The sequence below is a fragment of the Streptomyces sp. NPDC050439 genome, from assembly GCF_040655335.1.
In the GTDB taxonomy this organism is placed as follows: domain Bacteria; phylum Actinomycetota; class Actinomycetes; order Streptomycetales; family Streptomycetaceae; genus Streptomyces.
This window is the reverse complement of the sequence record NZ_JBFAJT010000007.1, coordinates 540,169-554,260: the sequence shown is the minus strand read 5'-3', so window position 1 is coordinate 554,260 and position 14,092 is coordinate 540,169. Positions and strand designations below refer to the sequence as shown.

11 protein-coding genes are annotated in these 14,092 nt (G+C 70.1%); 8 read left to right on the top strand and 3 right to left on the bottom strand.

Annotated elements, in window-relative coordinates:
* The first annotated feature begins 409 nt into the window (after positions 1-409).
* Positions 410-859 carry a PTS glucose transporter subunit IIA gene (locus AB0I66_RS30360; protein WP_363211124.1) on the top strand — a complete coding sequence of 150 codons (450 nt, stop codon included), beginning with the start codon at positions 410-412 and terminating at the stop codon, positions 857-859.
* 76 nt (positions 860-935) lie between these two features.
* A complete protein-coding gene (gene ptsP, locus AB0I66_RS30355) occupies positions 936-2,606 on the top strand; it encodes a phosphoenolpyruvate--protein phosphotransferase (protein ID WP_363211123.1) in 1,671 nt (556 codons plus the stop codon).
* Between the two features lie 58 nt (positions 2,607-2,664).
* Here the strand turns inward: ptsP and AB0I66_RS30350 are convergent, their stop codons facing one another.
* Positions 2,665-3,558: a hypothetical protein gene (locus AB0I66_RS30350; protein ID WP_363211122.1), complete on the bottom strand. Its 894-nt coding sequence runs from the start codon at positions 3,556-3,558 to the stop codon at positions 2,665-2,667.
* 77 nt (positions 3,559-3,635) lie between these two features.
* Entirely contained in the window at positions 3,636-5,618 is a 1,983-nt protein-coding gene (locus AB0I66_RS30345; protein ID WP_363211121.1) for an acetoacetate--CoA ligase, read from the bottom strand.
* A 214-nt stretch (positions 5,619-5,832) separates the two neighbouring features.
* On the opposite strand from AB0I66_RS30345, the gene AB0I66_RS30340 reads away from it, so the two are divergent.
* Positions 5,833-8,199, top strand: coding sequence for a TIM-barrel domain-containing protein (locus AB0I66_RS30340; RefSeq protein WP_363211120.1), 2,367 nt, complete (start codon positions 5,833-5,835; stop codon positions 8,197-8,199).
* Here AB0I66_RS30340 and AB0I66_RS30335 read toward each other — a convergent pair.
* A complete protein-coding gene (locus AB0I66_RS30335) occupies positions 8,190-8,723 on the bottom strand; it encodes an NUDIX domain-containing protein (RefSeq protein ID WP_363211119.1) in 534 nt (177 codons plus the stop codon). The two genes, AB0I66_RS30340 and AB0I66_RS30335, sit on opposite strands and share 10 nt — an antisense overlap.
* A 106-nt stretch (positions 8,724-8,829) precedes the next feature.
* Between AB0I66_RS30335 and AB0I66_RS30330 the strand changes: the two genes are divergently transcribed.
* The 5 genes from AB0I66_RS30330 to glpK all read left to right on the top strand — a co-directional run bounded on the left by AB0I66_RS30330 (position 8,830) and on the right by glpK (position 14,062).
* Entirely contained in the window at positions 8,830-9,636 is an 807-nt protein-coding gene (locus AB0I66_RS30330; RefSeq protein ID WP_363211118.1) for a M15 family metallopeptidase, read from the top strand.
* Positions 9,637-9,738: 102 nt separating this feature from the next.
* Entirely contained in the window at positions 9,739-10,191 is a 453-nt protein-coding gene (locus tag AB0I66_RS30325; RefSeq protein ID WP_363211162.1) for a zinc ribbon domain-containing protein, read from the top strand.
* A complete protein-coding gene (locus AB0I66_RS30320; RefSeq protein ID WP_363211117.1) occupies positions 10,188-11,378 on the top strand; it encodes a lipid-transfer protein in 1,191 nt (396 codons plus the stop codon). The genes AB0I66_RS30325 and AB0I66_RS30320 overlap by 4 nt, the downstream gene beginning before the upstream one ends.
* Before the next feature lie 393 nt (positions 11,379-11,771).
* Positions 11,772-12,527, top strand: coding sequence for an MIP/aquaporin family protein (locus AB0I66_RS30315; RefSeq protein ID WP_363211116.1), 756 nt, complete (start codon positions 11,772-11,774; stop codon positions 12,525-12,527).
* A 14-nt stretch (positions 12,528-12,541) separates the two neighbouring features.
* Positions 12,542-14,062: a glycerol kinase GlpK gene (gene glpK / locus AB0I66_RS30310; protein WP_363211115.1), complete on the top strand. Its 1,521-nt coding sequence runs from the start codon at positions 12,542-12,544 to the stop codon at positions 14,060-14,062.
* Positions 14,063-14,092: the final 30 nt, after the last annotated feature.

Genomic DNA, 14,092 nt, shown 5'->3' with positions numbered 1-14,092 from the left:
GACTCTATCAGACTCTTTCGTGTCCGATTTCCTCGGTGCCTTTCCGGTTCCCGCTCCGGCCTTTCGGCTTTCGCGTTTCCCTTTCCGGCGAGTCCAAACTCTATCAGGACTTTCTCAGCTCCCCGACCACTCATCTGCGAGCACGCAGAAGCTGACCCAGGGATTAGGATCTGACTTGATAGATGCCGCCGAGTCCGGACGCTTGACCGCGTCGCTCGCCTCAGGCAGGAGTCCGACTGTACATGGGCGGTTGGGGCGGGCGCAAATCGTTTGTGCAGTGCCCCTACTCAGTCATCCGGGACCTCTCGCGCGGAACCGGGACTTTTTATGACTTACTCTTCTGAACAGTGCGTCGTCCCGGACAGGTAGTGACGGCGGCTACGTATCTCCACCCCCTGGGAGGCTTGCCATGACCAGCGTGACGTCCCCGCTTGCCGGACGCGCCATTGGGCTCTCTGCAGTACCGGACCCCGTCTTCTCCGGCGCGATGGTCGGGCCCGGCACGGCCATCGATCCCGCGCGTGAGCCCTCCGAGGCTGTCGCCCCCGTCGACGGCATCGTCGTCTCGCTCCACCCCCATGCCTTCGTCGTCGTGGACGACCAGGGTCACGGAGTACTGACGCACCTGGGCATCGACACTGTCCAGTTGAACGGCGAGGGCTTCGAGCTGCTCGTCAACAAGGGTGACACCGTGCAGCGCGGTCAGTCCATCGTGCGCTGGGACCCGGCCGGTGTCGAGGCGGCCGGCAAGTCTCCGATCTGCCCGATCGTGGCGCTCGAGGCCACTGCCGAGTCCCTCTCCGGTCTCATGGAGGATGGCGACGTGAAGCCTGGGGACGTTCTCTTCAGCTGGAAGTGACGTCATCGCCGTCCCTGACGGCGGGCACGACATACACCGCGGCGGCTGGGCCCGTCGCTCTATCGGAGACGGTGAAATGGAGACAACGCTGCGAGGCGTCGGCGTGAGCCACGGTGTGGCGATCGGCGAGGTTCGGCACATGGGGACGGCGGTCCTTGAGCCGCCTGCCAAGCAGATTCCCGCGGAGGAAGCCGAGCGCGAACAGGGGCGCGCTCGCCAGGCTGTGGAAGCTGTGGCGGCCGACCTCAATGCGCGTGGCCATCTGGCGGGCGGCGAGGCACAGCATGTGCTCGAGGCGCAGGCCATGATCGCTCAGGACCCCGAGCTCATGGCGGACGTCGACCGGCGGGTGACCGTCGGCAGCTCGGCGGAGCGCGCGATCTACGACGCGTTCTCGCACTACCGCGAGCTGCTCGCGGGCGCCGGTGAGTACATGGCCGGTCGCGTCGCCGACCTCGATGACGTGCGGAATCGTATCGTCGCCCGTCTGCTGGGCGTTCCGATGCCCGGTGTTCCGGACAGCGACGAGCCCTACATCCTGATCGCGCGCGACCTCGCACCGGCGGACACGGCGTTGCTCGACCCGACGCTGGTGCTCGGTTTCGTCACCGAGGAAGGCGGGCCGACGAGTCACAGCGCGATTCTGGCGCGTGCGCTCGGTGTGCCGGCGATCGTCGCGCTGCCAGGTGCGGGTGAGCTGGCCGAGGGCACGGTTGTCGCCGTGGACGGCAGCACCGGAGAGATCTTCGTCGAGCCGAGTGCGGAGAAGAGGGGTCAGCTCGAGGCTTCGGCCGCCGAGCGCAAGGCCGCTCTTGCCGCGTCGACCGGTCCCGGCGCGACGTCCGACGGGCACAAGGTTCCGTTGCTCGCCAACGTCGGTGGTCCGGCGGATGTGCCGGCGGCGGTGGAGGCCGGGGCCGAGGGTGTCGGTCTCTTCCGTACCGAGTTCCTCTTCCTCGACGACAGCACCAAGGCGCCGTCGGAGGAGAAGCAGGTCGAGGCGTACCGCAAGGTGCTCGAAGCCTTCCCCGAGGGTCGTGTCGTCGTGCGTGTGCTCGACGCCGGGGCCGACAAGCCCCTCGACTTCCTGACGCCCGCCGACGAGCCGAACCCGGCGCTGGGTGTGCGCGGGCTGCGGTCGCTGCTCGATCACCCCGACGTGCTGCGTACGCAGCTGACGGCGCTGGCCAAGGCCGTGGAAGGGCTGCCGGTCTACCTCGAGGTCATGGCGCCGATGGTCGCCGACCGCATCGACGCCAAGGCGTTCGCCGACGCGTGCCGTGAGGCGGGGCTGCAGGCCAAGTTCGGTGCCATGGTGGAGATTCCGTCGGCCGCTCTGCGGGCGCGCTCGATCCTCCAGGAGGTCGAGTTCCTCTCCCTGGGCACCAACGACCTCGCGCAGTACGCCTTTGCCGCCGACCGTCAGGTGGGTGCCGTGTCCCGGCTCCAGGACCCGTGGCAGCCCGCGCTGCTCGACCTGGTCGCGCTGTCCGCCGAGGCGGCCAGGGCCGAGGGCAAGAGCTGTGGCGTGTGTGGCGAGGCGGCCTCCGATCCGCTGCTCGCGTGTGTGCTGACCGGTCTCGGTGTCACCTCCCTGTCGATGGGTGCGGCGTCGATTCCTTACGTGCGGGCGACGCTGGGCAAGTACACGCTGGCCCAGTGCGAGCGTGCGGCGGCTGCCGCGCGTGCCGCGGACAGCGCCGAGGAAGCCCGGAAGGCCGTGCAGGCCGTTCTGTCCGGCGAGTAGCCGGGACCAGGTGTGTGAGGGGCGCTCCATCCGTCACGGGTGGGGCGCCCCTCCGCGTTCAGTGGCGGTGTTTCCCGTCGGGCTCCGTGTTCCCGATGGTCGGTGCGGCGCAGTAGTCGACGCCGGATTCCGGGGCGACGAGGTCTCCGGACACCGCGTCCGTGCAGTAGGCGTCGAAGACTTCGGCCGCCGTGAGGGGCAGCAGGCGTTCGCCGTGCAGGCGCCAGCCCTGGACGCGGTCGCGTCGGCCGTCCGCGATGGTGCGCATCACCAGGCCCGCTGCGCTGTGGGTGGCGATGCCGGCCGCGAGGACCGTGGTGAACTCCAGGGCCTCGGACTCGTCCAGCTGCGTGTTGCCGTGGGAGTCCTCTGTCGTGTGCAGGGCGGCGAGGAGTGTTTCCGAGGCCGCGGGCACGCTGCAGACGAGGTGACGGGAGCCGGGGCCCGGGCTTTCGAGGAGTTGGACGATGAGGTCCGATGCCCGGTTGAAGGCTTCGCGGCCGATGTCCTCGCCGCAGACCGCGCAGGCGCCGAGGCGGGCCAGGAGCGTCGTCGCGTACTCCCAGGTGGCCTTGCGGACCGCTTCGTCGACGAGGTCGGGGAGGAGATCGGCGAGGGGCCGGCCGTCGTACGGCACGGTGGGTCCGGTGGCGGCGAGTTCGGCGGTGAAGCGGGTGCGGCTGGCCGGGGCGTCGGGGTCGAGGCCGGCCTCGGTGCAGTACTCGGCGTACTCCTCGGGGTCGAAGAGGGCGATGGCTGTGTGTCCGCCGTCGGACGCGAGTGATCTGAGGAGGCCTTCGGCCTGCCGGAGGTAGGTCGTGTGGTCGTCGAAGGTGAAGGTGCGGTACCGGCGCATCGCCGCGAAGTCGTCCTCGTCGGCCAACAGGCCGATGGTTCCGGCGACTTCGCGGCGTAGCGCCCGCCGCATCGTGGTGTGCTGGGTGCGCGTCATGATTCCCCCTGGCGTTACGTCGATCAATGCTCACTCAGAGTAACTGTGGGCACTGACAACGGCGTCGGGGCGGGAGTTCAGGAGCGCTTGCGGGCCAGTTCCTCGTAGAAGCGGAGCAGGTCGAGGTTGTCCACCGAGCCGGGGTTGACCGCCTTGGCCAGTGCGGTGCCCTGGAGCAGTCGCTTGACCGGGACCTCGATGCGCTTGCCGGTGAGGGTGTGCGGGATGCCGGGGACCTCGATGACCTCGTCGGGGACGTGGCGCGGGGAGAGCTGTGCGCGGATTGCTTGCTTGATGCGGTCGCGGAGGCCGTCGTCGAGGACGGCGCCGGGGGCCAGGTGGACGAAGAGAGGCATCCAGTAGCCGCCGTCGGGTTGTTCGGCGCCGATGACGAGGGATTCCCGGATCTCCGGGAGGCGCTCGACGACTTCGTAGATGTCGGCCGATCCCATGCGTACGCCCTGGCGGTTGAGCGTGGAGTCGGAGCGGCCGTGGATGACGACCGAGCCGTGTGGGGTCACGGTGATCCAGTCGCCGTGGCGCCAGACGCCGGGATAGGTCGCGAAGTAGCTGTCGTGGTACCGGCTGCCGTCCGGGTCGTTCCAGAAGTGGATCGGCATGGAGGGCATCGGGTTGGTGACCACGAGTTCGCCGACCTCGTCGATGAGGGGCTTGCCCTGGGGGTCCCAGGCCTGCAGGTCGGTGCCGAGGCCGGGGGCCTGGAGCTCGCCGATGTGGACGGGCAGGGTGGGGACGGCTCCGGCGAAGCAGGAGCAGACGTCCGTGCCGCCGCTGACCGAGGCCATCCACAGGCCGCCGGGGGTGTCCTCGAACTCGTCGTGCAGCCAGCGGAATCCGTCGGGCGGGAGCGGGGAGCCGGTGGTGGCGACGCACGTGACGGTGGAGAGGTCGAAGTCGCGGGCGGGGTGCACGCCTGCTTTGCGGCAGGCCATGACGTACGCCGCCGATGTGCCGAAGAGGGTGGCCTTCGTGCGTTCGGCGATGCGCCATTGGGCGCCGGTGTCGGGGTAGCCGGGGCTGCCGTCGTAGAGGACGATCGTGGTGCCGGTGAGGAGGCCGGAGACGAGGAAGTTCCACATCATCCAGCCGGTGGACGTGTACCAGAAGAAGCGGTCTTCGGGGCCCAGGTCGCAGTGCAGGCCGAGTTGCTTGAGGTGTTCGACGAGGATGCCGCCCTGGGACTGGACGATGGCCTTGGGCAGGCCGGTGGTGCCGGAGGAGTAGAGCACCCACAAGGGGTGGTCGAACGGGACCGGTTCGAAGACCGGGACCGTGTCCGAGGCGGTGAGGTCGGCCCATTCCAGGGCGCCTTCGGGGGCCTCGGTGCCGAGCAGCGGGATGTGGACGACGGCGCGCAGGGTGGGCAGTTCGCGGCGCAGTTCGGCGACGGCGTCGCGACGGTCGTGCTCCTTGCCGCCGTAGCGGTAGCCGTCGACGGTGAACAGGACGACCGGTTCGACCTGCTGGAAGCGGTCCAGGACGCTGCGTGCGCCGAAGTCGGGGGCGCAGGAGGTCCATACGGCGCCGACGGCCGCGGTGGCCAGGAGGGCGACGACGGCCTGCGGGATGTTCGGGACGTATCCGCTGACGCGGTCTCCGGGGCGTACGCCGAGTGTGCGCAGCTCTGCCGCCAGGGAGCCGACCTGGCGGCGCAGCTCGCCCCAGGTGGTGGCCGTCGGCTCGTGCGTCTCGTCCACATGGAGGAGGGCCGGGTCGTCCGCGCGCGCAGGGTCCTCTGCGGCGCGCAGTGCGTGTTCGGCGTAGTTGAGCGTAGCTCCGGGGAACCACTCGGCGCCCGGCATCGAGCGGTCGCCGAGTACGCGCGCGTAGGGCGTCGTGAAGCGCACGTCGAACCAGTCGGTGACCGCTTTCCAGAACGTGTCCAGTTCGTCCACGGACCAGCGGTGCAGGGCTGCGTAGCCGCCGTCGGCGGGTGCTCCGTGGCGTTCGGCGGCCCATGCCTGGAATCGGGTGATCTGCGCGGCGGCGATCCGTTCCTGGTCGGGCTGCCAGAGCGGTGAGGGGTTCGCTGAGGACATGGGTCGGCTCCCGGGCTCTACGCGTCGTATGCGTGTGTGGTGCGCGCGTGCTGGTTGTGCGCGCGACACGGCTGACAGGGACGATGCCACGTGATCGATTTCGACACCAGGGCGTGCCTCACACAGTCGGCGAGGCGACTATGTGCCGTCACCCCAGGTGAACGGCAGTTGAACGATCCACACGGGCGGCTTCTTCGGTGGCAGGGTGAGCAACATGAACGGTCGTGACCTGGTGCGTTCGATGAAGGCGGTCAGCTTGGCCGGTACGGCGCAGGGGTTGCGTGCGGTGCGGTCCTCTTGGCGCAGGCAGCGGGCTGACGCCGCCGCGCTCGCCCCCCGGGGTGTCGAGCGCGCGCGGGTGCCAGGTCCGGTGACGGGGGCGGAGCCGGGGCCCGGGGGTGGGGTGGTGCGGTTCGCCCGTTCGGAGCTGCGGGTGCGGGTCACCACGGGCGGGGCGATCTTCTGGGGCTGGGACGGTGCGGAGCCCGACCCTTCGTACGCGCTCGTCAGCGGGAGCCCCGAGGCGGATCCGCGGGCCGTTCTCGAGCCGGACAAGGAGGGCGGCTGGCGGGTGGTGTCGGAGCGGGCGACCGTGATCGTCTCTCGGCTGGGCGCCGTGGAGCTGCGGACGCCCGGTGGTCTGATGCTGCGCCGTGATCTGCCGCCCCGCTGGTGGGAGTCGGACGGGGGTGCCACGCGCTGGCTGCAGCGCTCGCAGGTGGCGGCGGACGCGCGGTTCTTCGGGCTCGGGGGTCGCGCGCGGGGGCCGCGGCTGCGGAACGGGACGTACCGGCTGTGGAACACCGATCCCGGGGGGTCGTTCGGGCCGGGGGACGGTCCCCTGTACATCACCATGCCCGTGCAGTTCGTCGTGGCCGATGCCGGCTGTCATCTGGTGTTCCACGACAACACGTGGGACGGCACCGTGTCGGTGCGTGAGGGTGAGGAGGGTGCGGGGTCGGGGCACGACAGGGCGGGTTCGTGCGAGGTGCGCATGGACGGCGGGCCGCTGCGGTGCTGGGTCATGGTCGGCACCCCCGCGCGCGTGCTGCATGCCTGGGCCTCGCTCACCGGGCCGCCCGCGCTGCCTCCGTCGTGGGCGCTCGGCCATCATCACGCGCGGTGGGGCTTCGGCAGTGAGCGCGAGGTGCGGCGGATCGTCGCCGGATACCGGGATCGGGGGCTGCCGCTGGATGCCGTCCATCTGGACATCGATCACTACGAAGCGCATCAGGTGTTCACCGTAGACAAGGAGACCTATCCCCATTTGCCGCAGTTGGCGGACGACTTGCTCAAGGACGGCGTGCGTCTGGTGTCGATCGTCGATCCGGCGGTGAAGGCCGAACCGGGCAACGAGGTCTACGACAGCGGCAGCGCTACGGACGCTTTCGTGCGGGATGCCGCGGGGCGGACGGTGCACGGGGTCGTCTGGCCGGGACAGGCGGTGTATCCCGACTTCACGGACGCGCGGGTGCGGGCGTGGTGGGGCGGTCTCTACAAGGAGCGGCTCGCCCAGGGGTTCGCGGGCTTCTGGCACGACATGAACGAGCCGGTGTCCTTCGCCGCCTTCGGGGAGCCGACGCTGCCCCGCTCGGCTCGGCACGCACTGGAGGGCCGCGGCGGTGACCACCGTGAGGCGCACAACGTGTACGGCCTCGGGATGGCGCGCGCAGGGTACGAGGGGCTGGTCGAACTGCACCCTCAGGAGCGGCCGTTCCTGTTCTCGCGCTCCGGGTGGGCGGGGATGCAGCGCTACGGAGGGACGTGGTCGGGGGATGTGGCCACGGGGTGGCCCGGCCTTCGGGCGTCGTTGTCGCTGGTGCTCGGTCTGGGGCTGTGCGGTGTGCCGTACTCGGGCCCTGACGTGGGCGGCTTCGACGGCAGTCCGTCACCCGAGCTGTATCTGCGGTGGTTCCAGCTCGGTTCGTATCTGCCGCTGTTCCGTACGCATGCCGCGTTGCGGGCCGGGCGCAGGGAGCCCTGGGAGTTCGGTCCCGAGGTGCTCGAGCACGCGCGCGTGGCGCTCGGCGAACGCCGGCGGCTGCTGCCGTACTTCGTGACGCTCGCGCATTTGGCCCGGCGTACGGGAACGCCGTATGTGCGCCCCCTGTGGTGGGGCAGTCCGGAGGACCGGGGGCTGCGTGACTGCGAGGACGCGTTTCTGCTCGGGGACTGTCTGTTGGTGGCGCCGGTGTTCGAGCCGGGGGCCGTCCGCCGCACGGTCCGGCTGCCGCCGGGCCGTTGGTACGACACGGCGACGTGCCAGGCGTACGAGGGCCCGGCCAGGGTCCTCCTGGAGGCTCCGCTGTCCCGTGTCCCGGTGCTGGCGCGGGCGGGCGCGGTGCTGCCGGTGCGGGGCGCCGACGGTGGGCTCGAGCTGGAGGTGTGGGCTCCGGCGCCGGGGCGTACGGGAGGTGGCCTTGTGGTCAGGGACGCGGGTGACGGGTGGGAGGAGCCGGAGATCGAGCGGTTCGCCGCACGGTGGGTGGGCGAGCAGGTGGTGGTCGAGCGGGACGGCGCGGAGGCGGGCGACGTGGGGCTGCCGGTGACGGTGCGGGGAAGCTCGCCGCGTCAGATGTAGCGCCCTTCGAACCAGGCGCGCACCGCCAGTGTGTGCAGGGGGAAGGCGAGTTCGGCCGGGCGGTGCAGCAGGTGCCAGCCTTCGGTCTCCGCCGTGGGCACGGGGTCCGGCAGCTCGGCCGCCGGGCGCTCGGGCAGGAGGCCGAAGAGCAGCAGGTAGCCGTCGGGTGCGCTGAGCGCGTCCGCGAGGCGGACGTCGCGGCTCTGCGCGCCGATGCCGGTCTCCTCCCGGAGTTCGCGGACGACGGCGTCCCGCCAGTCCTCCCGGTCGTCGACGAACCCTCCGGGCAGGGCCACTGCCCCGCGCGCGGGGGCGATGGTGCGGGTCACGACGACGAGGGCGGTGCCTTTGGTGTCGTACACGGGCTGCAGCGCCACCGCTACGGGCAGCGGGTTGCGGTAGGCCACCGTGCCGCAGGCTGCGCAGGTGCGGGGCCAGGCGGGACGATGCTCCCCGTAGGGGGCTCCGCAGCTCGAACAGTGGGAGCCCGGGGCGGGTATGGCGTGGTGCTGGGATGCGGACACGCCGCGGACTGTATCCGATCTCTGTCCGATGCTCCGGTGCCGGTCTTTCGCTTACTCCGGTGCCGGTCTTTCGCTCCGGGACCGGATCCTGATAGATGCAGGGTTCATGACAGGAATTGCCCCCGCACTGCGGAAAATCGCCGTCACCGCCACCGCGCTCGTCGCCGTGGCCGCCGTCTCCGCGCCCGCCCACGCCAAGCCCGAACCCAAGGCGCCCGATGAGTTCGTGGCCTTGCGGGACGTCGACCCGACGATCATCCAGGAGATGCGCTATCTCACGCCGCACAACTTCGTGGGTGTGCCCATCGACGGCTACAAGAAGCCGATGTGCATCCTCACCGAGCCCGCGGCGAAGGCGCTGCACAAGGCCCAGCGCACGCTGCTGCGCAAGGGCTACTCGCTGAAGGTGTACGACTGTTACCGGCCGCAGCGGGCGGTCGACCAGTTCGTGCGCTGGGCCGAGGACCTCGGCGACACACGCATGAAGGCGGAGTTCTATCCCCATGTCGACAAGTCGCGGTTGTTCGAGGACGGTTACATCGCGGCGAAGTCCGGGCACAGCCGTGGCTCGACGCTCGATCTGACGGTCGTGAAGCTGCCCGCCCTGCCCACGCGGCCGTACGTCCCCGGAGAGCCCCTCACGCCCTGCTACGGGCCCAAGGGCGAACGCTTCCCCGACAACTCCCTGGACATGGGGACGGGGTTCGACTGCTTCGACACCCTGTCCCACACCGACGACCCCCGGATCACCGGCAAGCAGCGCGCCAACCGCGATCTGCTGCGGGGCGCGCTGACCAAGGTCGGCTTCGTCAACCTTCCGGAGGAGTGGTGGCACTTCACGTACAAGCCCGAGCTCTTCCCTGACACCTACTTCGACTTCCCCGTGGCACGTCGTTCGCTGCAGGGGAAGTAGCGGGTGCCGCGCTACTGACGGGGTCCGGTTGCCCGTGGCACACTTCTGACGTTCCGTCAGATCCAGTGTCGTGGAGGAGCCTTGTCGCGTACGCGTACTCCCGTGGTGACCGGATGGTTCGCCGGGGAGGGAGACAACTTCCGCCTTCTGGGCACGCGCTGCTCGGCCTGCGCCTGTGTCTTCTTCCCCCGCGAGGACGGCTTCTGCCGCAATCCCGGATGCTCGGGCGGCGACCTCGAAGAGGTGCCGCTCTCCCGGCGCGGGCGCGTCTGGTCGTACACGGACAGCCGTTATCGCCCGCCCGCGCCCTATGTCTCCGATCCGGAACTTCCGTGGCAGCCCTACGCGTTGATCGCTGTAGAGCTGGAGGCGGAGCGGATGGTGGTGCTCGGCCAGGCGATCCCCGGAGTCACCGTCTCCGACCTGGAGGTCGGCATGGAGGTGGAGATCGTCGCCGGCGTGCTGGACGAGGAGGGCGACGAGGACGGGGAGGGTGACGCCGCCGAGGGCTCGGCGACGACGTGGTACTGGCGGCCGGTGGGGGTGGGCGCATGACCAGCGAGGTGGCGGTGCTCGGTGCGGGCATGCACCCGTGGGGCAAGTGGGGCAGGAGCTTCGTCGAGTACGGCACGGCGGCGGCCCGCGCGGCGCTCGCCGACGCCGGAGTGGACTGGCGTGACGTGGGGTCCGTCGTCGGGGCGGACACGGTCCGCGGCGGCTATCCCGGGTATGTGGCGGGGGCGACGTTCGCGAAGGCGCTCGGCTGGCAGGGCGCGCGGGTCGCCAGCGTGTACGCGGCGTGCGCGTCCGGAGCCCAGGCGATCAACACGGCGCGTACGCAGATCCTCGCGGGCCTCGCCGACGTCGTCCTCGTGGTCGGGGCGGACGCCGCTCCCAAGGGGTTCTTCCGGCCCGCAGGAGGGGACCGGCACGACGACCCGGACTGGCTGCGCTTCCGCCTCCTCGGCGCCACCAACCCCACGTACTTCGGCCTCTACGCACGCCGGAGGATGGCACTGCACGGCGACACCCTGGAGGACTTCGCCCAGGTCAAGGTGAAGAACGCGGCGGCGGGGGCGCTCAATCCGAACGCGCGCTACCGCAAGACCGTCAGCGCCGACGAGGTGGCCGCATCGGCCGTCGTCGCCGACCCCTTGCGGCTGCTCGACATCTGCGCGACCTCCGACGGAGCGGCGGCGCTCGTGCTCTCCAGCATGGATTTCGCCCGGCGGCACGGCGCGAGCAGCCCCGTGCGCATTCGGGCCGTGGCCACGGTGACGCCGACGTACCCGACCACCGTCCTGGACCTGCCGGACATCGCGACGGACTCCGCGGCCGTCGTGGCGCCGGCCGACGGGACCTTCCGTGCCTCCATCGCGCACGCCGCGTACGAAGAGGCGGGCATCGGGCCCGACGAGCTCTCCTTGGCGGAGGTCTACGACCTCTCCACCGCTCTCGAACTGCAGTGGTACGAGGATCTGGGGCTCTGCGGCGAGGGCGAGGGAGCCAAGCTGCTGCGGGAGGGGGCAACCGCTCCGGGCGGGCGCATACCGGTGAACCCCAGTGGCGGACTCGCCTCCTTCGGAGAGGCCGTTCCGGCGCAGGCCATCGCCCAAGTGTGCGAGCTGACATGGCAGTTGAGGGGAACGGCGGGGGCGCGGCAGGTCACGGGGGCGCGTACGGGGATCACCGCGAATCAAGGGCTGTTCGGGCATGGCTCCGCGGTGGTCGCGGTGCGCTGACCGCCGTCACCGGCCCTTCCGCGCTCGCCGCGCGGAAGACCACGGGCGCCTCGCAGGGGAAGGGCGTACGCCGGTTAACCGTTGCCGTCCGCGACCTTGACGCTCCATCACCACCGGTGAACACTTCCGGTGTCAGTCGGCATCGCCGCACTTCGGCTCCGCGCCATTCAGGGCCCCTGTACGCGCGAAGGGTCTGCACGAAGGGCCTGTTCAGCGGGTCATCCCCCTCTGGGCGATTCGACTGCGACGGCACGCTCGCCATGGAAGCCGGGCGGGGCGCGGGACACCCCTGCCTTCGGCTGAAGTCACCGGGCAAAGCCAGGCAGTAGTCGTGGAACGCACCCAGCACGGAGTACCGGGGCCACCGCCCCGGGCGAGGGCCTAGGAGCCGCCATGTACTCGAATGGGGACATCTTCGTCGGTGAGATCATCGGCACCGCGATCCTGATTCTTTTCGGCGCCGGCGTATGTGCCGCCGTCACCTTGAGCCATTCGAAGGCGAAAGCCTCCGGATGGGTCGTCATCGCCTTCGGATGGGGCTTCGGCGTGCTCGCGGGCGCGTACACCGCGGGACCCCTCTCCGGTGGTCATCTCAACCCCGCCGTCACCCTCGGCATCGCGATCGACACCGAGGAGTGGGGCAAGGTCTGGATCTATCTGCTCGGGCAGATGGTCGGCGCGATGCTCGGCGCCGTACTCGCGTATCTCGTGTACTACGCGCAGTTCAACGCCAACGTCTCCGGGAACCTCAAGGACAAGGTGACGAGCGCGCACGAGCCGACGCCGACCCTCGGCATCTTCTCGACCATCCCGGAGATCCGGAACCCGGTCGCCAACCTCGTCACGGAGATCATCGCGACCATCGCCCTGGTGCTGCCCATCCTCGCCTTCGGGCTCACCAAGGGGCTCGGCGAATCCGGCACGCAGACGCTGATCGTGGCCTTCCTGGTCGTCGGCATCGGCCTCTCGCTCGGCGGGCCCACGGGCTACGCCATCAACCCGGCCCGTGACCTGGGCCCGCGCATCGTGCACACGTTCCTGCCGATCCCGAACAAGGGCACGTCCGACTGGAGTTACGCCTGGGTCCCCGTGGCCGGGCCGCTGATCGGCGGAGCGCTCGCAGGTCTCATCTACAACGTAGCCTTCTGACGCTAGGGGTAGCCATGCCGGACAACTCCGAGAAGTTCGTCGCCGCCATCGACCAGGGCACCACCTCCAGCCGCTGCATCATCTTCAACCACGCGGGCGAGATCGTCGCCGTCGACCAGCGGGAACACCGCCAGATCTTCCCCAAGCCGGGGTGGGTCGAGCACGACGCCACCGAGATCTGGTCCAAGGTGCAGGCCGTGGTCGCGGGAGCGATCGCCAAGGCCGGGCTCCGCACCGACCAGATCAGTGCCCTCGGCATCACCAACCAGCGCGAGACGACGGTCCTGTGGGACCGCGCGACCGGCAAGCCCGTGCACAACGCGATCGTCTGGCAGGACACCCGGACGTCGGCTCTCTGCAACGAACTGGGCGGTGCGGACGGCCAGGACCGGTTCCGGGAGCAGACCGGGCTGCCGCTCGCGAGCTACTTCTCCGGGCCGAAGGCGGCCTGGCTGCTCGACAACGTGCCGGGGCTGCGGGCCCGCGCCGAGCGCGGCGAGATAGCCTTCGGCACCATCGATTCCTGGCTGATCTGGAATCTCACCGGCGGCACGGACGGCGGCGTACACGTCACGGACGTCACCAACGCCGGGCGCACCATGCTGATGAACCTGGCGACCCTTCAGTGGGACCAGTCGATCCTGGCCGCGATGAACGTCCCCGAGGCGGTCCTCCCCGAGATCAGGTCGTCGGCGGAGGTCTACGGCATGGCGGTCGGGCAGCTCTCCGGTGTGCCGGTCGCCTCCGCGCTCGGCGACCAGCAGGCGGCCATCTTCGGGCAGGCGTGCTACGACACGGGGACGGCGAAGAACACGTACGGAACCGGGAGCTTCCTGCTGCTCAACACCGGTAACCGGCCCGTCCCCTCGAAGAACGGGCTGCTCACCACGATGGGCTACAAGATCGGCTCCGAGGCGCCCGTCTACTGCCTCGAAGGGGCCATCGCGATCACCGGCGCCCTGGTGCAGTGGTTCCGCGACCAGCTCGGCATCATCCGCAGCGCGGACGAGATCGAGACGCTCGCCGCGAGCGTGGAGGACAACGGCGGCGCGTACATCGTGCCCGCGTTCTCCGGCCTCTTCGCGCCCTACTGGCGCTCCGACGCGCGCGGTGTCGTCACCGGACTCACCCGTTACGTGACCAAGGCGCATCTGGCGCGCGCCGTCCTGGAGGCGACCAGCTGGCAGACCCGCGAGGTCGTCGACGCGATGTACCAGGACTCCGGGGTGCAGCTGCGGACCCTGAAGGTGGACGGCGGCATGACCAAGAACAATCTGCTGATGCAGCACCAGGCGGACGTGCTCGGGGTGCCGGTGATCCGGCCGAAGGTCTCCGAGACGACGTGTCTGGGTGCCGCGTACGCCGCCGGTCTGGCGACCGGTGTGTGGAACGACCTCGACGAGCTGAAGGCGCACTGGCAGCAGGACGTCGAGTGGACGCCGGTGATGGACACGGAGGCCCGCGAGCGCGAGTACAACAACTGGCACAAGGCGGTGGAGCGGAGCTTCGGCTGGCACGAGGACGGCGCGAGCTGAGCCGAGGATGACCGCGGCCCGTACCCCGTT

Coding starts and splice junctions, on each gene's coding strand:
- AB0I66_RS30345 (WP_363211121.1), bottom strand. CDS start 5,618: ATGTCCTCAGCGAACCCCTCACCGCTCTGGCAGCCCGACCAGGAACGG.
- glpK (WP_363211115.1), top strand. CDS start 12,542: ATGCCGGACAACTCCGAGAAGTTCGTCGCCGCCATCGACCAGGGCACC.
- AB0I66_RS30330 (WP_363211118.1), top strand. CDS start 8,830: ATGACAGGAATTGCCCCCGCACTGCGGAAAATCGCCGTCACCGCCACC.
- AB0I66_RS30360 (WP_363211124.1), top strand. CDS start 410: ATGACCAGCGTGACGTCCCCGCTTGCCGGACGCGCCATTGGGCTCTCT.
- AB0I66_RS30350 (WP_363211122.1), bottom strand. CDS start 3,558: ATGACGCGCACCCAGCACACCACGATGCGGCGGGCGCTACGCCGCGAA.
- ptsP (WP_363211123.1), top strand. CDS start 936: ATGGAGACAACGCTGCGAGGCGTCGGCGTGAGCCACGGTGTGGCGATC.
- AB0I66_RS30340 (WP_363211120.1), top strand. CDS start 5,833: ATGAACGGTCGTGACCTGGTGCGTTCGATGAAGGCGGTCAGCTTGGCC.
- AB0I66_RS30315 (WP_363211116.1), top strand. CDS start 11,772: ATGTACTCGAATGGGGACATCTTCGTCGGTGAGATCATCGGCACCGCG.
- AB0I66_RS30320 (WP_363211117.1), top strand. CDS start 10,188: ATGACCAGCGAGGTGGCGGTGCTCGGTGCGGGCATGCACCCGTGGGGC.